This is a genomic window from Desulfogranum aggregans, assembly GCF_055398265.1.
This window is the reverse complement of sequence record NZ_AP042447.1, coordinates 1,272,464-1,293,210: the sequence shown is the minus strand read 5'-3', so window position 1 is coordinate 1,293,210 and position 20,747 is coordinate 1,272,464. Positions and strand designations below refer to the sequence as shown.

At 45.1% G+C, this 20,747-nt stretch carries 21 protein-coding genes; 8 read left to right on the top strand and 13 right to left on the bottom strand.

Going from position 1 to position 20,747, the window contains the following annotated elements; all coding sequences use genetic code 11:
* Window positions 1-401: 401 nt before the first annotated feature.
* The 8 genes from ACZ52Z_RS06005 to ACZ52Z_RS05970 all read right to left on the bottom strand — a co-directional run bounded on the left by ACZ52Z_RS06005 (window position 402) and on the right by ACZ52Z_RS05970 (window position 6,732).
* On the bottom strand, window positions 402-983 hold the full coding sequence (locus ACZ52Z_RS06005; protein WP_464269846.1) for a hypothetical protein: 582 nt from the start codon (window positions 981-983) through the stop codon (window positions 402-404).
* Between the two features lie 971 nt (window positions 984-1,954).
* Window positions 1,955-2,122 (bottom strand): PEP-CTERM sorting domain-containing protein, encoded by a 168-nt coding sequence (locus ACZ52Z_RS06000; RefSeq protein WP_464270764.1) that lies wholly within the window; start codon window positions 2,120-2,122, stop codon window positions 1,955-1,957.
* Window positions 2,123-3,119: 997 nt separating this feature from the next.
* On the bottom strand, window positions 3,120-3,785 hold the full coding sequence (locus ACZ52Z_RS05995) for a 4Fe-4S binding protein (RefSeq protein WP_464269845.1): 666 nt from the start codon (window positions 3,783-3,785) through the stop codon (window positions 3,120-3,122).
* A 119-nt stretch (window positions 3,786-3,904) separates the two neighbouring features.
* A complete protein-coding gene (locus tag ACZ52Z_RS05990) occupies window positions 3,905-4,408 on the bottom strand; it encodes a rhodanese-like domain-containing protein (RefSeq protein WP_464269844.1) in 504 nt (167 codons plus the stop codon).
* A 21-nt stretch (window positions 4,409-4,429) separates the two neighbouring features.
* Complete coding sequence (locus ACZ52Z_RS05985; RefSeq protein WP_464269843.1) at window positions 4,430-4,888, bottom strand: Lcl C-terminal domain-containing protein; 459 nt, start codon at window positions 4,886-4,888, stop codon at window positions 4,430-4,432.
* Between the two features lie 23 nt (window positions 4,889-4,911).
* Window positions 4,912-5,418: a DsrE family protein gene (locus ACZ52Z_RS05980; protein WP_464269842.1), complete on the bottom strand. Its 507-nt coding sequence runs from the start codon at window positions 5,416-5,418 to the stop codon at window positions 4,912-4,914.
* A gap of 54 nt (window positions 5,419-5,472) precedes the next feature.
* Complete coding sequence (locus ACZ52Z_RS05975) at window positions 5,473-6,054, bottom strand: TetR/AcrR family transcriptional regulator (protein WP_464269841.1); 582 nt, start codon at window positions 6,052-6,054, stop codon at window positions 5,473-5,475.
* A 138-nt stretch (window positions 6,055-6,192) separates the two neighbouring features.
* A complete protein-coding gene (locus tag ACZ52Z_RS05970) occupies window positions 6,193-6,732 on the bottom strand; it encodes an ATP-binding cassette domain-containing protein (RefSeq protein WP_464269840.1) in 540 nt (179 codons plus the stop codon).
* A gap of 317 nt (window positions 6,733-7,049) precedes the next feature.
* Here ACZ52Z_RS05970 and ACZ52Z_RS05965 point away from each other — a divergent pair, with 317 nt between their 5' ends.
* Entirely contained in the window at window positions 7,050-7,658 is a 609-nt protein-coding gene (locus ACZ52Z_RS05965; RefSeq protein ID WP_464269839.1) for a manganese efflux pump MntP, read from the top strand.
* Window positions 7,659-8,080: 422 nt separating this feature from the next.
* On the opposite strand, the gene ACZ52Z_RS05960 is transcribed toward ACZ52Z_RS05965, so the two are convergent.
* Genes ACZ52Z_RS05960 through ACZ52Z_RS05950 form a run of 3 tightly spaced genes read right to left on the bottom strand, consistent with a single transcriptional unit; the run spans window position 8,081 to window position 11,786 of the window.
* Window positions 8,081-9,145, bottom strand: coding sequence for an ABC transporter ATP-binding protein (locus tag ACZ52Z_RS05960; RefSeq protein ID WP_464269838.1), 1,065 nt, complete (start codon window positions 9,143-9,145; stop codon window positions 8,081-8,083).
* 2 nt (window positions 9,146-9,147) lie between these two features.
* On the bottom strand, window positions 9,148-10,776 hold the full coding sequence (locus ACZ52Z_RS05955) for an ABC transporter permease (RefSeq protein WP_464269837.1): 1,629 nt from the start codon (window positions 10,774-10,776) through the stop codon (window positions 9,148-9,150).
* An 8-nt stretch (window positions 10,777-10,784) separates the two neighbouring features.
* Window positions 10,785-11,786, bottom strand: a complete 1,002-nt coding sequence (locus tag ACZ52Z_RS05950; protein WP_464269836.1) for an extracellular solute-binding protein — start codon at window positions 11,784-11,786, stop codon at window positions 10,785-10,787.
* 297 nt (window positions 11,787-12,083) lie between these two features.
* Here ACZ52Z_RS05950 and ACZ52Z_RS05945 point away from each other — a divergent pair, with 297 nt between their 5' ends.
* Window positions 12,084-12,842 carry an urease accessory protein UreH domain-containing protein gene (locus tag ACZ52Z_RS05945; protein WP_464269835.1) on the top strand — a complete coding sequence of 253 codons (759 nt, stop codon included), beginning with the start codon at window positions 12,084-12,086 and terminating at the stop codon, window positions 12,840-12,842.
* Between the two features lie 22 nt (window positions 12,843-12,864).
* A complete protein-coding gene (locus ACZ52Z_RS05940; protein ID WP_464269834.1) occupies window positions 12,865-13,278 on the top strand; it encodes a MarR family winged helix-turn-helix transcriptional regulator in 414 nt (137 codons plus the stop codon).
* Window positions 13,279-13,585: 307 nt separating this feature from the next.
* Here the strand turns inward: ACZ52Z_RS05940 and ACZ52Z_RS05935 are convergent, their stop codons facing one another.
* Both ACZ52Z_RS05935 and ACZ52Z_RS05930 read right to left on the bottom strand, forming a co-directional pair.
* Window positions 13,586-13,702, bottom strand: coding sequence for an SHOCT domain-containing protein (locus ACZ52Z_RS05935; protein WP_464270763.1), 117 nt, complete (start codon window positions 13,700-13,702; stop codon window positions 13,586-13,588).
* Window positions 13,703-13,916: 214 nt separating this feature from the next.
* On the bottom strand, window positions 13,917-14,306 hold the full coding sequence (locus tag ACZ52Z_RS05930; protein WP_464269833.1) for a hypothetical protein: 390 nt from the start codon (window positions 14,304-14,306) through the stop codon (window positions 13,917-13,919).
* Window positions 14,307-14,620: 314 nt separating this feature from the next.
* Between ACZ52Z_RS05930 and ACZ52Z_RS05925 the strand changes: the two genes are divergently transcribed.
* From ACZ52Z_RS05925 to ACZ52Z_RS05905, 5 genes are all read left to right on the top strand, one after another.
* The gene (locus ACZ52Z_RS05925) at window positions 14,621-16,363 is read left to right on the top strand and encodes an ATP-binding protein (protein WP_464269832.1); all 1,743 of its coding nucleotides are present in this window, start codon (window positions 14,621-14,623) and stop codon (window positions 16,361-16,363) included.
* A 5-nt stretch (window positions 16,364-16,368) separates the two neighbouring features.
* A complete protein-coding gene (locus ACZ52Z_RS05920; RefSeq protein ID WP_464269831.1) occupies window positions 16,369-17,727 on the top strand; it encodes a sigma-54-dependent transcriptional regulator in 1,359 nt (452 codons plus the stop codon).
* Window positions 17,728-18,413: 686 nt separating this feature from the next.
* A complete protein-coding gene (locus ACZ52Z_RS05915; RefSeq protein WP_464269830.1) occupies window positions 18,414-18,872 on the top strand; it encodes a Fe-S-containing protein in 459 nt (152 codons plus the stop codon).
* A gap of 9 nt (window positions 18,873-18,881) precedes the next feature.
* Entirely contained in the window at window positions 18,882-20,045 is a 1,164-nt protein-coding gene (locus tag ACZ52Z_RS05910) for an ABC transporter permease (protein ID WP_464269829.1), read from the top strand.
* A gap of 13 nt (window positions 20,046-20,058) precedes the next feature.
* On the top strand, window positions 20,059-20,721 hold the full coding sequence (locus ACZ52Z_RS05905; RefSeq protein WP_464270762.1) for an ABC transporter ATP-binding protein: 663 nt from the start codon (window positions 20,059-20,061) through the stop codon (window positions 20,719-20,721).
* Window positions 20,722-20,747: the final 26 nt, after the last annotated feature.

Here is a 20,747-nt window from a genome sequence, read left to right as displayed (position 1 = left end):
AAACGACAGCTTTCGGTGGGTTGGAGAAACTTCCTCCATTGAAACTCCATGACCATGAGAGGTGTTTTTCTTGTGCTGAAATGTACTTATTTGACGGCTACTCGGCTGGGTTAAAGACAGGTGGTGGGAAAAGGGGAGGCTTGATCAGGGGATCTAGGCAAGATGCCGCCTGGAAGCCGGTAATTGCAGATGAAATGGGGTTGACGCTGGGTGTAAGCAGGATATTTTATTCAGCGCTCATGGTTGATCCTCCATCCCTATATATCTTTTCTTTGCAAACCATGTGGCCTTTCACGAGATGGAGTGTTCTAAAAAGAAAAGATATAGTGGACCTCGCGGGCAAAGGAATCGCTAAACCATGCTGAAAGTGAAAGTCCTTTCGCTCTCAGCGCAGCAGTGGGTTAACGTAGGAAGTACGTGGTTGGGAGCCCGAGAGTCTCAATCAGGTCCGGCCATTTGTGCGGAAGGTTCACCTCTAGATCCATTATTTCCTGCGGAAGGTCTGATAGAGCTACCGCCTTGGTGCGGATGGGCACATGGCATTGTTCGCGAATTCGCTCTCGTCGAGCTTTTTCCCAACGTTCGGCATTCCTTCTTAATCGGTCAAGTTCCAGTAATTTATCGCCGAATTCATCTCGGGCTCTTTCTTCCTCCCGCCATGCTTCACGGACCCTTTTCCACGCTTTGCGGACATCCGGCTCATAGGATCGATGATACCAATAATCGAGTGCTATATAGATATGCCGCCACATCTCGTATTCGCTTTCATCTTCTGCTGTTCTTGACTCACAATGCTTTTGTTTTGCGGTTATCATTTTTTTGTATGCCTTATCAATCAGAGCAACAAGTCGGTCCCTAGCTTCTTTGAGATCGCGGTGATTCCTCTCTGCATCTGCTGTCTGTCTTTTTTTTGATTCAAGCTCGTCGCTCAAATTGTCTAAATCTTGCTCTGTGTCAAAAATTTCTTCCCAGAAGTCATTCATGATGCACCTCGTTGAAGTGAGTGGATATTTATGAACTATTTGATATTCTTTCCATATGACCAATCAGTCATTCGTTTGGTTCTGCATAGGTGAAAAAATATGCTTGGAAATGAAGAGCAATAGGAGAAGTATATGGAAGTGAAATTTGACCTTTGCAGTTTGCTTTTGTGTTGATTGCTCTTTATTTACTTAAAAAAATAAATATTTAGAGGGTAAAGGCAACAGGTATTTTCTGTGAAAAAGAGCCTCGCGAAGGAGAGAGTGATGTAAACTTGCATATGCCATGAATTTTCATGGCTCTGCTCTTCTTGGTGTACAGGGGGATTTGATGAAATCGATTGGTTATGAAAAGCTCCCCTGGGGACGGTAAAGGAGTGCAGAGTGCGCATGCCAATGAATTTGGATTGAGACCAGTCGATACAGGTTCCAATGGAAAACCTTGAAAGGGGAATAGGCATTTTCCGGGGAGTATACAGTAAGGAGTAAAATAGAGGGGGTGTATTGCAATTATTTGATTTGTCATTTGCCAGCCGCTTTGCTCCATTGATGGGGTATTATTCAGCGGAGTGGCCTTGCAATGCTTGAGTGGTGGAAAAACAAGGAGATTTTTTAGGGGGGAGACATCTCCACGTTGTTTATGAGAGCTTGAAGCGTTGCTTGATTGAAAGAACGGCAGCAGCGAATCGAGCAGGTTATCTACGCACCGTCATAGCTTGAATGGGCCGACAACGATATTCAAAACCCAGAGAGTAAACGGTTACCAACCTGCCGACGGTGCCACGGGTTGGGGGAAGAGGGCATTGAGGAAGGATGCGCGGAGAAACCATGGCGGGAGCCGGTCACTACTGTGGAAACTATATCAAGGAGCTACGCAGGCCGTTAATAGGCCGTAGAACTACCATAGGGGGCGATACCTGTTTTTTGGGGCTGAGCGTTTTGTTATTAAATCAAGGTGGTGTGGTTGTTCGATTTTACCATATCGATCCATTGTACCTGAAAGAATTAAATAGTTTTTTTCTGCTCACGGCGGCAATAAATGCTAATCCGATTCCAAAGAGCGCTAAGGTGGATGATTCAGGGACAGAAAGTAATCGTGTTGGTAGCAGGATAGTTGGTGCGCAGTGTGGATTTGTTGTCATGGAGCCTTCAGCTATGCACCATTCAGTTGATGTCGATGCTGAAGTCAAGACCTGTTCCACATCATGGGCTGAAGTATTTGAGAAGACATCATCGATTGATGCGACAGCTGCTCCTCTGCTTCCGGCGTGATAGAGGCCGTCGTCAAAATGCAATTTTATAAAATCTGCCGACGAGGCTTTAACCAGCATTAAGAGCAAGCCTGTAAGTAAAAAAACTTTAAGATTTCTAGCTCTCATTGATAGCGCCTCCTAAGATTATTTATTCTTAACAGCGCGGCCAAAAAAAGAGATCAGTTACGATTATCAATGCAATAATCGACCCATTGAAAACTAAAAATCAATCCTTAGTAAAAAGATGAGGTTACACAGGCTCTTTAGTTGATGATATTTCGGCTTTTTGGTTTTTCCATTATTTCGGAAAAAAAGACGGAAAAAACGAGAGGCAAAGAAAGTTAATTTATATGATTAAAGGAGGTTGGCCCCAGATAGCCCGGGATTCGGTAAATAGAATAGTAAAGATAGCTATTGGATAATCTGCGCGAAAATGACTGGGAAAAATCAACGAGAGGGCCGGGGAGATGGCACCCCGGTTTTTTATGAGAAATGCTACTCTGTAGCAAGGGACCAACTGCAAACCATACCAAAACCGTCAATCAGCATCGAAAATTGACCCTCTGAAGATGCATTCTCTTTGACCACATTGAGGGCAACACCGATGGCAATCTGTTGCTTCAACACAAAAGAAAAGAGCGTTGCCAAGGAAGTATGTGGATCGGTTAGTTACACCCTTGATGCCAAAAGCGTGGTAAAGTATGGATTGGGACATGACGGAGACCTCCAGGTTGTTTGTCTAAACAACAAACAACCTGTCTCAAGTCATGTCCTTTTTCCATTCATTTCTCAAAAGTACGCATTTGCCGGATGAACCTATTTTTTACCTGACAGGAGCACTTTGCAAACTCTCTTTTTCAAAAAAGATTCCAACAGATAAAACTACTTATTTGAATAAAAGCGAACCCTTGGGGCAATTCTCAACGCAGTTATAGCAACGGAGACACTCAATTGAGGGAACTTCTCCATCACCTGTGTCGTTTCTAAACTCTCCAGGGTATGTCGAGATAGGGCAGACTTGTTTACATTTACCACATTCCACGCAATCACCTGCGACATGCAGCCGGAAGGTATTTTTGCTGAAAATTCCTTGGAGTGAGCCCATGGGGCATATTACACACCAGGTACGTGCTTTAAAATATACTCCAAGCGCTATGGCCAGTGTCATGGACACGGTCCACATCATCTGGAAAACACTACCAATTGCTTCGGCATCACCCCAAGCAAGGGTTAGCCGGCAGGTCATAAAGCCCATCATTGTAATAAAAACAAACCAGCGAAACCATGTTGTCCTAAACATCGGTGAAATTGTTTTGTGCAGACTTATTTCTGATAAGAAGCGCTCATGAAATGCTCCCATAGGGCAGAGCCATCCACAGTACATACGGCCCCTTTTATTTGCCAAGGTCATGAACAGCATAATCATAGCAACAATGGTAAAGCCGATTAACGGATAAAAATATCCACCGATGATTACAAAAGGAAGAAAAAGAGTCATGAACAACTGTATGTTCATTCTGTACTCTTTTTCTTTACAGGGGTTCTTCTTCATAAACTATCTGTAAACGATTCAATGAAAAAGCAGCTACTGATCCTGAAGAAAGGAGCACAAAGCTTCCAGGTCCAGTAGCTACATTTAAAAAAGAGGCAAATCCAGTGATGTGTCAAGTATCAGCTTTTTTCATCGAAGTTTGAATCAAGATTTTTCACTTCAAACTCACCAAAAAAGTTGCTCACAGGGTAGCCATCGGCAATCCACTTGAGAATACCGCCATCGAGGTTGTACACGTTTTTGTATCCAAGTTCTTTTAAGGTAGCTGCAGCAAGGGCACCTCTGCCACCTTTCTTGCAGTAAACAACAACCGGCTTGTCATGGTCAGTTACCTTTTTGGTAAACACAAATTCAACCAATCCTCTGGGGATATCCATTGACTCGTCAGCTTCTATTTTTGCTGCTGATACTTCACCGGGTTCACGGATGTCCAAAAGGACAAAGCTTTTTTCGCCGTCTTCAATCCACCCGTGTAAGGTCTTGTTGTCTATCGACTGGGTACTCGCTTTAGCTGTCGCAATTTTTTGCTTGAGGAGCTCCCCTGAATCCAAATGATCAGCAACACTTACTCCAACTGTCAGCATCAGACAGGTAGCAACTAAACTCATTATTTTCTTCAACATTTTACTTCCTCGTTCTAAATGTTAGGGGCGTATTGCCCTTATATAACCGGCTTTTTCCTGATAAAAGGTTCGGATGGGACCACACTGGTCACCAATTTCCCAAGCGCCAACATGGGCCAGCCCCATGGCATCTGCAAGCCAGTAACTTCCTTCCAATCGAATTTTGACCGTACCGTTTCGTTTCAGATCAAAAACAGAGAACAACCGAAATAACTCTTGCTTTGTTGGCAGTCTCCAATCGTTATGTTCTCCCTGATTCAGAGTGGACAGGTACTGGTCTACACCTTCTTTGCTTGCTGTCTTTTTCATCCGCTTGACCTGCCAAAAAAGATTGCGTCCTGCATCCAAAAACACATCTTCTGAAACTTGTTCAAACAGGGAAGATTGACTCATTGCAGCGGTTGGAAAAACCAGAAGTAATGCCAGGAGCATAACAGCGGTTCCAAATAGTTTTATAGAGTCGTTTTTATGTGAGTGCACCTGTGGTTCTCTCGAATAGAAAATTATTGGATCGGTATTAAGGAGTACCCTTTTGCCTGGTAGCCAATAAGCGAGATAAAGGTGTTGCCCACTGGCCTGATACCAGAGATAAGGGTAGCGTTATCCACCTTGAATAGCTGCGTGGCAATGTTACACGCTTCAAACAAAACACCCTGATCACCGAGCTTTTTGATAAGAGCAGCTCCTTTTTGCAGGTGAGGTTGATCTTCATCGCTAAAGGCCCAGGTTTCAGTGGTGATCAACCGAACCGAGCTCCCGCGAAACGCAATGACAAAATCAGGCTTATATCCCTGAACCACAAGGCTTGTGTGTGTTTGATCAATAACACTGAGGTACAAAGCCAGTTTTTTGGGCTCACTAAAGTTGATGTCAAAGATAGCCTTGGTTGTCTTTACTCCCTCCAGAGCATGGCTGTCACCTGGCACCGCTGCATGCAGGGGATAGACAAACGCCAGGATGGCAAGAAAGAAAAAAGTGGGTACGAAAAGTTGTTTTTTTCCGTTTTTCATGACTAATCCAATTGCTTTAGAACGAACACTCGTTCTATTTTGAGATTAAAAAAACTACGCTTTAATTCCGTAACAGGCACACTCCCAAAACTCGTCCAGATATGCAGGAAGCGGCTGGTCAATTACTCCGTCTATCCGCAGACAGATAAGTCTGATAGCTCCACCAAAAATATTTACTCCAACAATCTCAGGAGTCAGTTTTCTGATTTCTCCTGTTTGCATGCCTTTAACGATGATTTCTTTCATGAGCGAAAAAGGACGTGAGGTACACACTGGTCCTTCATCCGGAATGAACTCATTGTGTTTGGCATAAAGCATATACTGCATCTCATCCCTGCAGCTCTCTGTTGCTTCAAAAAGGTATTTGAGGACAGCTTTACATCTATCATGGGCCGATGGGATATCCTCCATGATCATGCGTATTTCATCAACCATGGCTGCCTCGATCTTGGCAAGTAGAGCCTTAGCAATTGTCTCTTTATTGCCAAAATGATGATAAATTGAACCAATACTAACGTTCGCTTCTTTTTGAATATCGTGAACAGACGTATTGAAGTACCCACGCTCGGAGAATAAATGTAGGGCAGTGTCTAAAATAAGCTCTCGACGATCGGTGGTTTTTGTAGCAGTAGTCATTAAATTTCCAAGCAGATTCATGATCAGAACGATTGTTCTAGAGTGAACGTTTTGGTCGGTTTTGTCAACACAAAACCGTGGTGTTTGCTCTACCGAGATTGAGAGCCTCGTATTAACGTATTGTTTTTGTTCCTTTTTTCACGCTTTAAAAGTGTCTTTTTTAAGAGAAACTATAATGTTGTCAACTTCTGGGACTATCCCAATGGCCCCACAGATGGAGTGATTATGATGATTGGAAACCAGGGCTTGAGATTTCTCTCCAGGTGAAAGTTGGAGAAGGTAGAGGGTCTTGGGTCTCTGAAAAGATTTATGCAACACTTCTGCCTCTACGGAAGACTCTTCTATGTGAAGAATATCCTCTGGTCTAACTAAAATATCAATTTCGCATCCTTGTTCCCATGGCAATGACAGGTTTCCTTCCAAGATTCCGAGGCAGCATTTGACTTTTCCCGGTCCAGCTACTCTCCCGTTAATAAGGTTGTCTTCTCCCACGAAGCTGGCGACTTCGGGATGCACAGGTTTATGGTAGATGCCGTAAGCATTATCCCATTGTTGCATTCTTCCCTCAAATAAGACGCCTATCTTATCGGCGTCTGAAAAAGCTTCATGCTGGTTGTGGGTGACAAGCAGGGCTGTCGTGCCTGCTCTTGTGAGAATACCCCGTACCTCCACAGTCAAGCGATCCCTGAGTAATGCAACGGGGTTTGAAATGGCTCATCAAGAAACAGCAGGTTTGGTTCTGGTGCAAGTGCACGTGCCAAAGCACTACCCGTTGCTGCTGTCCTCTGGAAATTCCATGAGGGTACTTTCTATCTTCACCTGCTAATCCCACCAGATCAAGCAAGTCCAGCACTCGGTGTTTTTTTGGCCTGTCCATTCCGATAATTTCCCCTGATGACTGAAAATCGATTGTTTCAGGGTACATTTCCTCCTTGTTATATTGGTATAGATTCTGTACAAAGGCGTCATTTCACGAGTATCACAAGGAATGATAAATGCATATTGTTGCAATCTTTGGAGTCGCAGTAGCACTTGCCATGGATGCCTTTGCAGTGGCTCTGGCAACCGGTGTCAATTTGAAGAGTGTCAGCCCCAGGCAGACATTTCGCCTATCCTGGCACTTCGGCCTGTTTCAGGCAATGATGCCGGTCATTGGCTGGTGGCTCGGTACCAGTATACAGAGTTATATTGAATCTTATGCGCACTGGATCGCTTTTGCCTTACTGGCATTAGTCGGCAGCAATATGGTTAAGGAAGGGCTTTCCGGAACTGAGGAAGACGAACATATCACCAAAGATTCAACCCGGGGAATGACTCTGGTAGTTTTGTCTGTTGCTACCAGCGTCGACGCCCTTGCTGTCGGCTTGTCCATGTCGATGATGGATGTCGCAATAGCTGTTCCGGCCTTGATTATAGGGATAGTTGCCGGACTGTTTACCATCATCGGTCTTCGCTTAGGCAAAAGAATGGCCCAGATTGCATGGATTTCAAGATGGGCGGAAGCGGCTGGTGGCACCCTGCTTTGGGGGATCGGAATAAACATTCTCCATGAACATGGCGTATTCAGTAAATTCTTGTTTTTCCCTTTTCGTTCGTTTGTTTAGCCAGATCTACTGTTCACACGAGATGATCCTGTGATATAACCGGATTCCGGATTTGAGCTGCGTGCTGAACATTGCCACATCGAAGGTGACCAATTCCCATACCTTCCCAAACGAAAGGTGTTTCCTGAGCATCGTCGATATTTCTCCCCAAAATCAGCGCCGACTCCCAGCTCAAGAGCAATGAATATAATATTTAACTATTTGATATTAATAAAGAATTGAGATGTGACCTGGCAAGGCAATCTATGGTATAAAAAGTATAAATCGGTTCAAGTGGGTAACGAGGACAAATAAAGGATGGTTAATTATATTAAAAAGATGTGTTGTTTTCATCTTACTATCAGAATGTTAACCACTTGTACTGCCCTGTTGATAGCAAACCTGAACGTCAGTTGGTTGACTTATGAAGGAGGTAAAGGCTGTTAGTAAGATCCTTGTTTTGGGAAAACGACCAGATTGTCGACCTCTGTTGTAATACCAATAGCTTCCCCAGGGGCGTGGTTGTGGTGACTAGATACCAAAGCCTGGCATTGTTCACCGGAATCCAGGCCGAGTTTATAGAGAATGTTCGGTCCGCGAAATGATTTATGGATGATCTTCGCATGTATGGGGGAATCCTCGACGTGAAGGACATCTTCAGGTCTCACCAGTACGTCTACCTCGCAGCCTGATTCACAGGGAAGTGAAAGATCTCCGTCTAAAATGCCGAGACTGCATTTGACTTTGTTGGGGGCGATAACCCGACCGGAAATAAGAGAGCCTTCACCGACGAAAGTTGCTACTTCGAGATTTGTTGGCTTATGGTAGATGGTATAAGCGCTGTCCCACTGCTGCATCTTCCCCTCGAAAAGCACTCCTATCTTATCTGCAACCGCAAAGGCTTCGTGCTGATTATGGGTGACAAGCAAGGCCGTAGTTCCAGCCTTTTTGAGAATATCACGCACTTCCACCGTTAATCGATCCCTGAGCAATGCATCGAGATTTGAAAAAGGCTCATCAAGGAGCAGTAGGTTTGGCTCGGGAGCAAGTGCACGTGCTAGTGCTACACGCTGCTGTTGCCCCCCGGAAATTTCATGAGGATATTTTCCCCCCTCGTCGGTTAGCCCGACCAACTCCAGTAACTTCTCGATTCGAGCATTCTTTTTTTTCTGTGCGGCGTTACATAAACCAAAACCGACATTCTCACTGATCGTCAAATGTGGGAAGAGGGCATAGTCCTGGAACACCATGCCAATGCATCTTTTTTCAGGGGCTGCATTAAGAGACGGAGACGAAACAGTAATTCCATCGAGTTGAATAATGCCTCCTTCGAGCTGTTCAAAGCCGGCTATCATTCGCAGCAAGGTGGTTTTGCCGCAACCGCTTGGGCCGAGCAAGCAGCCAATATCGCTCTTGTCGAGAGAAAAGGTGACATTCTTGCAAACCTCTTTATTACCATATGCTTTGGTCGCAGCCTCGACCTGGAGCAACGGTTGTTTTTCTGTCATTATCATTTTTCCAAGTGTCGAGTAAGTAAAATGACGGGGAGTAGCGAAGCTAGAATGAGAAACAGGCCTGGTAAAGCGGCACGTTCCCACTCGCCTTCGCTCGTAAGTTCATAAATTTTCACAGCCAGAGTGTCCCAGCCAAAGGGGCGAGTCATGAGAGTAATCGGCATCTCTTTAATGACATCTACCATCACCAGTATGAAGGCCGTCAGCATACCTTTTCGCAACAATGGCAGGTGTACCCGCCTGATAAGGTGTATTCCTTTTACCCCAGAAAGAGCCGCAGCCTCATCAAGGTTTGGACTAATCCCCAGCATGGCACTATCTACAGCACCAAATCCCGCAGCCATGAAGCGAACCATATATGCCGAGAGCATGACGACCAGCGTCCCCTGAATCAGGGGGCCGGTCTTTATAGAGAAAAGCGTAGTCATCACTCCCTGAAGATGTGTATCCACCCAGGCACCCGGAATGAATATGCCTACCGCCAGTACAGTACCCGGCAATGCATAGCCCATGGTGGACACCTTACAGAGGATCACGTTGAGCCTTGACCGGGAGCGCCTCTTCGCATAACTGAGCAGCAGGGCTGCGGAGCAGGTAAGCAGCGCCGCACTGAGGCTGAGCATAAGCGTTTGCATGGCCAAAGAGCTGTAAACAGGTAAGAGATCTTCGCGGACAGATTCATATGCCCAGATTACGAGCTGAATCACTGGAAGGATGAAAGCAATGAGCATCACAGTTGAGCAAAAGAGAGTGGCCCCAATAGCATGCTTTCCCTGGAGGACGATTCGGCTATGAACCGCGCTGCTTTTGCCTAAGGTGTGAAATCTCATTCTGGATCGATACTGTGCTTCGACCATGATAAGGGCAAGCGCAAAGAGCACCAGGATAGATGAGAGCTGAGCTGCTGCATGCAATGAGAAGAAACCGAACCACGCCTTGTATATTGCGGTGGTGAAGGTGTCGAAATTGAATATGGAGACCGCTCCGAAATCAGCAAGGGCTTCCATCAGGACCAAAGCAAGACCACTAACGATCCACGGACGTGCCATGGGTAGTGTTACTTTGAAAAAACCCTTCCACGGTCCCACCCCGAGAGTCCTCGCTGCCTCCATCAACCCCTTCCCCTGGCTGAGAAAGGCGGTCCGGCTCAGCAGGTAGACGTATGGGTAAAGAGTGAGACTGAGCACCAGGATGACAAACGGGGTGGACCTGACCTCAAACATCGTGCGCTCAAACCCAGGAAAACCACGAAGAGCAGATTGAACTGGTCCGGTGAAATCCATTACCCCGATAAAGATGAAGGCGAGCACATATGCTGGCATTGCCAGGGGCAAAATTAATGCCCAGGAAAATATTCGTCTCCCAGGGAAGGAGCACGCACCTGTCAGCCATCCAAGGCTTACGCCGAGCAAGGAGGTGCAAATGAGAACACCTAGGCTCAACCAGAAGGTGTTAAGCAGGAGTGAGCCCAGGAGTGTTTCAGCAAGGTGGTTCCAAATGTCACGTTCCGGTTTAAATACGGACGTAAGCAGGACCCCTATGGGGACGACGACGAGGCCCGCGATGATGGTGGCGATAAACTGCCAGACATCAAAGCGAGCCTTGACCGGAAAACGCAGATTCATTAGCTGACTTATTTGTAGCCTGCGCGATCCATGAGCTTGATAGCGTTCCCTTGGAGCTCACCGTACCTGGCGACATTCATGGGGTTGCCTTTAAACTCTCCCCACTTCTCCACAACCGGATCTACCGCTACTGTGGTATTAACAGGGTACTCCATATTTAAACCGGCAAACTGAACCTGGGCCTCTTCACTGGAAAGCCATTCGATGAGCTTGAGCGCGCCTGTTTTATTTTTGGCATTGGCAGTGATACCAGCGCCACTAACATTCATATGCACGCCGCTGGTTTCTTGGTTCGGCCAGAAGATTGCCAGTGGAAGCCCAGGTTCCTTCTTCATAAGACGACCAAAGTAGTAGGTGTTAACGATGGTCGCATCACCGATACCTGCGGCAACGGCCTCAAGAGCTTTGGTATCGTTGCTAAATGGATCAACAGCCAAATTGTTCACCCAGCCGGCGACGATAGCTTCGGTCTCTTTTTCACCATGTTCGGCAATAAGTGAAGCCACTAAGGACTGGTTGTATACTTTCTTTGAAGTGCGCAAGACCAGACGCCCCTTCCATTCTGGTTGAGCAAGATCTTCGTAGCTGGTCAGCTCCTCGCCAGCGTCAGTGTTGGTATTATACACTATTGTCCGGGCACGGACAGAGAGACCGTACCACCTTCCTTCAGGATCTCTGAGGTTGGCGGGCACATTGGCATTGAGTTCATCCGAGGTGACTGACTGAAGCACACCCTCTTCAGCTGCCTGCCAAAGATTGCCTGCGTCGACGGTGATGAAAATATCAGCTGGACTGTTAGCTCCTTCAGCCTTCAACCGTTCCAGCAGGGCACCCGCTTTACCTGTTATGAATTTAACGTCAATACCTGTTTTCTGGGTGTACATGTCAAATAATGGCTTAATGAGATGCTCTTTACGAGCTGAATAAACAACTATTTCTTCCTTAGCAAAAGCTGATAAAGTCGGCATCGCTACAAATGTAGCTATCAGTAGCAGCAACACTCTTTTCATCACAATAACTCCTTAAATGTTTATTTTTCCAGTTTTCGGCAGCTGTGTATTAGGCGCTGTTTTAAAAGTTTGGCAATCCTAAAAATAAAGGTCGTTAATGTCAAGAAAATAATGCCACATCGTGGCAGTGCCTGTTGTGGAAAAAATGAAACTGGCACCTTGAGAAAAAGAAATCCTGTAATCACAATTAGTAAGTCGCTGACAATCTTGACAGGCGAAAAGCTTGATGCTCAAGTAACTTGACAGATGAGATATTTCTGATATGCTAACTCTTCATTTTTTAGGAGAAGAGAGGGTATGGAAGGCGAAACATTTTTACTGGCAGCTATTCAATCAAGTTTTTTGCTGGGGCTCCTCCACGGAGTAAACCCCTGCGGACACTCGTGGCTTGTTCTTGCACCATTTGTATCCGGTGAGAAAAAAGGCTCCCGAGTAACATTGCTCACGACTATGTTTTTGGGTGGAACTGCGGTAGCTTGTTTAGTTCTCGGCGCAAGTTTAGGCGCTGTATCGCAGATAATACCTGTCTATATGGGTATTTGGGTTGAAGTAGTAACGTCCGTTATTCTCATTGTAATCGGACTGTTATTGTTGTATGACCCCCACATTTTACATAGTCATGATCACGAGCATGATCACTCTCATGAGCAGGAACACTCATCTAATTGCGCCTGCAGCCATCATCACCATGACCATTCACACCATCATAATCACAGTGTCATGGGGCGGGTTAAGAGTTTGGCGAAAAACAAACAGTTCCTTCCTCAAGCATTGTTCGCGATCGGTTTCGTTAATATGATCGTCCCTTGTCCGACGGCTGCTGTAATGTATACATATGCCTTGAATGCGGGCAGTGTGTGGAATGCAACGGTTGTCTTTGGGATGTATGCTGTATCAACTGCAATAGCTGTCGGCGCTGTAATTTTTTTTATTTTCAGAGCAACAAAGATGGCTCACAGCCTGCAGAAGGACTGGGTGGAACCGTTCATAATGCGATTTGCCGGTGTTGTAATAATTGGATTTTCTGGATATGGAATGTGCCAAGCTATTGCATAATCTTGATTAATATAAAGATGTTATGAGTATCGAAACACTTTCGCATCAACTAATTGAACTGTATGACAAGATTTCATCGTGGGAGCATTCTGTCGTCAAAGACAGCGGTCTGTCACCAGCACAAATGCATACGATTGAAGTTATAGGGCACAGGAAAAATCTGCGCATGAAAGAGCTGGCTGAAAAGCTTGGCGTTACAACCGGTACACTTACAATTGCTGTAGATAAACTCGAGAAATTAGATCTAGTTGCAAGAAAACCCCACGATACCGATCGGAGATCATACTTTGTAATTCTCACAGAAAAAGGTGAAAAGATGTTTGCGGAACATCACCGTTTTCATGAAGATTTTACTAGCGAAATATCCACAGAGCTTACCAACGCAGAGATCAAAACCTTTTCCACTCTGCTCGGGAAAATTCTCAATAAAATGTGATCCTACCCTCCACTTTTCACAAGATCCATACAATAATGGCCCACTCTAGACCCCGAGTGAATTCTGAAAGTATGCATTGTTGCGCAAACCACTGATGGCCTGTGAGTGCTTTTCCCGAGATAGATCGGCCCCAGGTTGCTGCGAAGCAAGGTTGGTGTGAAGATGACATTGCCGCGATTTATCCATCCTGGCAAAGGTGAAGTTGCATAAGAATACAAACTTTTCAGCGTGTTGGAATGTGATTTGTGAGTGTGGGCGAATTTGGTTGGTCATTACGATTTGAACTGCATCGCTAAGCGCATATTGATCACCCCATGAGAACCTCTCTCATCCTGCTATACTCCTCTTGAGAAATCTCTCCTTTTACATACCTGTTTTTCAAAATAGTCAGAGAATCGTGCCTGTCCGTGTTGGCCCTTGGCATGGAAAATAGTGACATGATCAACTTCCCCATCACATAAAAAAGAATAACAAATATAACCAGGCTCAACAGGCCGCCAAATGGACCAAAGCCCATAAAAATGTTCCCCAGCCCAAATGGCAAACCAGCACCCCAATTACTACAATTCCACATAACTAATTCCCTGATCGGATTGTTTTTTTAAGGGGAGAAGAACTCCCCTTAAGCGACTTTTCCCTTACCACATACACGGACCGTATCCAGTATTCATCATTCGTCCACCATGCATCCTTCCTTTTCCTCCGCCATAAGCTCGTGCCTTCTCTTGCATTGCTATTTGGTGAGTAGCAATACTTTGCGTTAGCTCTCGCACGCGTTCGCTATCTGGGTTTTGGCCAGCCATTAAAGCAGTCAACTCAGCTCTGTCCGCCGCAATCTTTCTTCGAATCTCATTTGTTTCGTCTAGGAAAATTTGCCTCTCTTCAGCCGTGACGCCAGCTTCGGAAATCATTCCTGAACCCATCATGCGGTGACCTCCATTACCCCAGCCCCATGCTGAGGCGTTCATTGCTGAGAAACCAACGATAACTGCTGTTGCTGCTACTGCTGCGAGTATTTTAGTTTTCATGTTCAACATCTCCTGTTTTGGTTTATGAGAAAATATTGTCTCTGTTGTTTCTTTGCTTTCTCTAAAGCATCTCGCGTGCCAAAACCGAGTTGTTGGAAATATTCATGCAATAACAGGTTGTTAGTCGAGTCAGTGTTGGTTTCTCGATTCAATTATCCTTGATTCACACCAAGCGGGTGTTTAATTTTTGTACAGTTGTAAAGGGCGGCGGTTAAAAAATAGACACAATGCAAGCTTCAGAAACTTAGGGATACGATATGCCTCAATTGAAGAGACGGTATTTTGGCAATATTTCCATATGGTTAGTTATAGGTATGAGTGTTATTCTTACCATTGTTGTCATTGTGCTTGCCTTCATGAATTACAACAGGGAGAGGCAATATATGGTCAAGTTTTTAAACGAGAAAGGTGCTTCTCTTATCCGTGCCTTTGAAGCTGGAGCGAGAACGGGAATGATGGGTGCGTTTGGTACTCTGCCAAGACTTGAAACCCTCATTCAGGAAACCGCTACACAACCAGATATTTTATATATTGCCATTGTAGATTCAAGCGGCGAGATAATTGCTCACAGTGAACCTGAGCAAATAGGGAAAATATTTCTCGACCAAAACGCCATGACAGCTCTTGAAGCCGATAAAGAGGTGAAATGGCGCACAGTGCCAAGCACCTCTCTTGCAGCTTTCGAAGTATACAAATTATTTCTTCCCGTACTACCTGGCCAGCCCCAGTCTCACATGCGACATATGATGAAAAATGGAAGACAAATGATGAAAAACAGAATGGGCGTATGGCATGGGAAAGAGTGGACCAAAGGACTCCAGAGCGAAAAGCTGCTTCATCCGGACAACCGACCAGTTATTATAATCGGCATGGACACGGCATCCTTCGAGGAGGCTATGGCTGAAGATATTAAACTTATGGTTCTTATTTCTAGCATTTTACTGCTACTTGGTATCGCTGGTGTGGTATCGCTATTTTGGGCGCAAAACTACACTAGGTCAAGGAAACTATTGAGTAATATTAGTGCTATGTCTTCAGAAATGATCAACAACCTACCAGAAGGGATCATTCTAACTGATGGTGACCTCAACATTTATTATATGAATAAAATAGCAGGAAATTTATTAGGTCTCGATGTCAAAGAAGTGGTTGGGTGTAGTTCTCAAGAGGTTTTACCGTCTGCAGTTAACTCAATGCAGATAATTACGGAAAAAAGTAATAAAGTAATAGAGAAAGAGTTGGTGCTCTACCATGAAAACGGAAAAGAAATACCCGTTTCTGTTATAGCAACTGAGGTGCTGACAAATGACGGATTTTTCGTCGGGCGAATGTACCTCATTAAAGATTTGACACAAATTAAACAGCTACAAGCAGAGATACAAAGAAAGGAAAAAATGGCGGCAATTGGCAACCTCGCTGCTGGAGTTGCGCATGAAGTAAGGAATCCTCTAAGCTCAATTAAAGGATACGCTACATATTTCAAGTCTCTGTTTAAAGATGATCCTGAGAACAGTGAAGCGGCAGAGGTCCTGGTCAATGAAACCGATAGGCTTAATCGAGTAATCACAGAACTGCTTGAGATCTCGAGACCATCTGACATAAAACCAAAATTCGTAGATGTTCAATCTGTTTTTGATACAACACTGAGGCTTATTCAACCTGATTCAACTCAGCAGGCGAAACCAGATATGGTGTTAGAGGTTGAGGATGGTATTGAAACTATCTATGTCGATCCTGATCGGTTTGTACAGGTTTTGATGAATATTTATCTCAACAGTCTGGAGGCAATGCCGGATGGAGGACTTTTGAAAACTACAGTAGCCTCTGCTGGGGACAGAATCAAAATCACAATAACAGATACCGGCAGAGGGATGTCGCAAGACACCAGGAACCAGCTATTTAACCCATACTTTACAACCAAAAAGACAGGCACAGGCCTTGGCATGGCAATAGTTTTGAAAATAATCGACGCACACAACGGGAAGATTTCTATTTTCTCTGAAGAGGGAAAAGGTACTGAAGTTACTATTTACTTGCCTCAAGAAATAAAAGGTTAACACGTATGAAAGGCGAGATTCTTATTGTTGATGATGATAATGCACACCTGTCGATGCTGAAAACGGTTTTAAGTGGGTGGGGCTTTGATACGGTGGAAGCAAAAGATGGTTCAGGTGCCATCGACCAGGTTCATGAAAAACCCTTTGATTGCATCCTCATGGATGTACGCATGGCTAATATAAGTGGCATAGAGGCGTTAAAAGAAATCAAAATAACGAACCCTTCTATACCAATTATCATTATGACTGCATATTCATCAGTTGATACAGCTGTTGAAGCAATGAAGCTCGGAGCATATGACTACCTTACCAAGCCACTTAATTTTGACGAACTGCAGCTCACCTTAGAGCGTTCTTTAGCGCATCAAGAACTGAGCAGAGAAAATAAGTCTCTCAAGCAGCTGCTCTCTGCCTCTGACGCCCTTTCATTAATTATTGGTTCAAGCGTACCGATGAAAGAGCTCAAAGAAATGATTCAAGCCATTGCACCATCAGAAGCCACTATACTTATTTTTGGGGAGAGTGGAACTGGTAAAGAGTTGGTAGCCAAAGCTATCCATGGGTGTAGCAGCAGAAACAATAAACCTCTCGTGTCAGTCAACTGTGCAGCGCTGGCGGACACCCTTCTTGAGTCGGAACTGTTTGGCCACGAAAAAGGTGCTTTTACTGGAGCGGACAAGCGCCGCGACGGTCGTTTTATGCAAGCCAATAAGGGCTCTATCTTTCTTGATGAAGTTGGTGAGGTTCCCCTGCCTATGCAGGCCAAATTACTGCGAGCCATTCAAGAACGGGAGATCCAGCGGGTTGGAAGTGATACAGTTTTACACGCAGATGTGCGAATTATTGCAGCAACGAATAAAAATTTACTTGATGGAGTCAAAGAAGGCCGCTTTCGTGAAGACCTTTACTACCGATTAAACGTTGTAACTGTAGAGGTCCCTTCGCTCAGAGAACGCCAGGATGACATCCCTCTATTGGCAAAATATTTCCTGCAAAGACACGCTGAAAAAAATAGAAAGAACATTGTCGATTTTAGCCCATTGGCAATGGATTGCCTTGTTAAGTATGACTGGCCTGGAAATGTGCGTGAGCTTGAAAACGCTGTTGAACGCGCAGTTGTACTTTGTACTGGAAACTACATTACTGAAAGGGAATTACCACCTACGGTTGCTCAATCTGTTGCAAAAGCGGAATTGCAGAGTGAGCAGTTAAATAAAATGGCAGGACTTCCATTGGAGGAGATCGAGAGAGAGGCAATCATCCAAACTCTTGAACAAACTGCAGGTAACAAGAGCGAAGCTGCTAAACTCCTTAACATCACCAGGACAACTCTGAATAATAAGATTAAGAAATACCTCATTTAAGATGTAAGCGTTGCCGGCGCAAGACCTGTTCCTGGGTTGAACAACCTCTTCGTGCTAACCGATAACTCGGAGCACCGAAAAAACGATAGTTGCGGTGGAGGGTGAAATACTTTTGACTTTTTGTGCCACAAGGTAGTATATTTTCGCTTTCAGGTTCATTCCTTTTACCCTTTGACAATGCAGATAATTTTTCACCACTCCATTATCCATCTGCTAGTTGTAGCAATTGTTGGCATTGGTATTGCGCCAGCAGGGGGGTATTTTTGTCCACCTGATTGTAGCCATTGCGGTATTGTAAGCGATACCTCTTCCTGCTGCGAAAAATTATATTCTCATAAGGCCGCTGCGCCCCCACCTGAAGAGAGAGTACCTCAGTCTGATTGCTCTCATGGTGGCTATTGCGACAGCGGTGGTGTGGAAAAAAGAGCCTCAGCTGTTACTCGTCCAGTTGTAAACGATATGACCTTTGTCAAGCCTGCTATAGCAATCTTGGTGCAGGAATTGCCGGTGAGGTACCACTTTTTTTCGCTAAAGTCCCCAGCTCAATGGAGACAACCCGCCTTCTATACCCTTCACTGCTCTTTAATTATTTAATAAGCAGTCAGTCGTCCGCCCCTGCCCATTGTTAGCCTAATCTAATTCCGATAAGAACTCGGAATGTCTCTGTTTATTTGTAAGGTTTAGAAATGTATGCAAATTTTTTTTCAATCGTAGCGATTGTAATAATCGCGTGTGGCGTTGTGAATACGAGAGAAGGTCATGCTTTTGGTTTTTTCGATAGGTATGAAAGCGTTTCTGCTGCTGGTGACGAATTGCTCATTCCTGTCAAGACCGTAGATGACGGTAAAGCCCATTATTACGTTTATAAGGGGAGTAATGCCAAAATTAAGTTTTTTGTCATTAAGAGCAGCGATGGAATTCTGCGCGCAGCTTTTGATGCCTGCGATGTTTGTTTTCGCGAAAAAAAGGGCTACAGCCAGGATGGAGAATTCGTGATCTGTAACAATTGCGGTATGAGATTTCATTCCAGCCAGATCAACGTAGTAGAAGGCGGTTGCAACCCGGCACCGCTTCGCCGGGAGATAGTAGGGGGGAACCTTGTGATCAAGGTTGAAGATATTCTTTCAGGCGCTCGTTTTTTCTAGAGGTTTACCATGAACATTCTCACTATTCCTATAAGGAATATCCGCAGAAAACCGTCAAAAACGCTGCTGCTCCTTTTGATCCTCTCCCTTGGAGTTATATCCATTGTGGCCTTATATGAGGTTTCAAAGGTCGTGGGGCACAACCTTGAGAAAAAGCTAATCGCTTTTGGTGCCAACATCATTATCTCGCCGCTGACTGAGAAATTGAGCGTGAGCTACGGTGGGCTGCATATGGGTGATATGCTGTTTGATATTCGAGATCTTGATGAGGAGAAGTCTATACAGGCAATTCGCGGTATTGAATTTAAAGAACGGCTCAGTGCTGTTGCGCCCAACCTGGTAACCATGACCATGGTAAAAAATACGGCTGTTGCCTTAGTTGGAGTTCGCTGGAATGAACAGCGTCGCATCAAAAGCTACTGGGCGCCCAAAGGCACTTTTCCTGAGCAACTCAATGAGGTGCTTGTCGGCAGTAAGGCTGCGGAAAAACTGCAACTGAAAACCGGAGATCGTGTTCCTCTTCTGGGCAAAGAGTTTACCGTTTCAGCTACCCTCTATGAGACCGGCAATGATGACGATACCGTCATCTTTATGAACCTATCAGCTCTTCAGGAGCTGCAGGGTAAACCTGGGGCCACAAGCTTTATCGAGGTGGCGGCGCTCTGCTCAGGTTGCCCTATCGAAGATATTGTTGCACAACTCCAGGAAAAATTGCCAGGAGCCGAAGTGAAGGCCTTGCAGCAGGTGATAAACCAGCGTATGGCTTCCATTCATTTTGTCCAGAAACTGGCGTTTGGTATAAGTCTCGTAATTTTGGTGACTGCTGCGACCATGGTGGGGTTATCCATGATGTCGGCGGTGAGTGAACGGAAGAAAGATATTGGTATCCTTCGCTCTCTTGGCTACGGCAAGCCACAGGTTTTTCTCATTTTTTGTATAGAAGCTGGTTTAATCGGCATGCTCTCTGGGTTTATCGGTTACCTGGTAGGTTTTGGTGCAAGTTTTCAGGTTTTGAAATTTCTGGATATGGGCGAAGGAGGGACTCCTCTTTTTTCAACGACCCATATGCTCATGACCGTAGTGCTCTTTTCTTTGGTATCCGTATTTGCGGCAGCTTACCCTGCCTGGAAGGGTGCTAGAGTCGAACCGTCCACAGCGCTGGTGGCGCTTTAAGGAATAAGAAATGATGTTGTCAGCAAAGAATATATCTAAACATTTCATTACAGATAATAAGGTCGTGCCGGTTTTGAAAGATGTTTCAGTCGATATTAATGATGGAGAATTTATCTCCATTGTCGGCCGATCCGGGTCCGGCAAGACCACCCTGTTGAATGTCCTGTCTACCCTTGTTCGTCCCGATAGTGGAGAGCTTCATTATGGAGATGACAACCTGTCGGCACTCTCAGAAAAACGTCTAAATAGGCTGCGGCAGTCTGATTTCTCAGTGATTTTTCAATTCCACCATCTGCTGCCCTATTTGACGGTAATGGAAAATACTCTATTACCTTTTATGCAGTCTGTAAAACCAGTGAAAAAAGCGGCGACGGAAAAAGCGCGGGCCTGTTTGGAACGGGTTGGACTTTCCGATAAGGCTGATCGTCTACCAGGAAATCTCTCCGGTGGCGAGCAACAGAGGGTTGCAATTGCCAGGGCGTTGGTAAAGTCTTCAAAGGTCCTTTTTGCCGACGAGCCAACCGGCAGCCTTGATAAGGGTACCGGTGAAAAAATCATGGACTTGCTTTCTGAACTGCATAAGGACGGACTTGCGCTGGTAATGGTGACCCACGACCCAGCTTACGCGAGGATGGCTACGCGATCAGTGCATATAGAGGATGGAATGATTGTCTAAAATATCATACCTCCCCTATGCTGGCG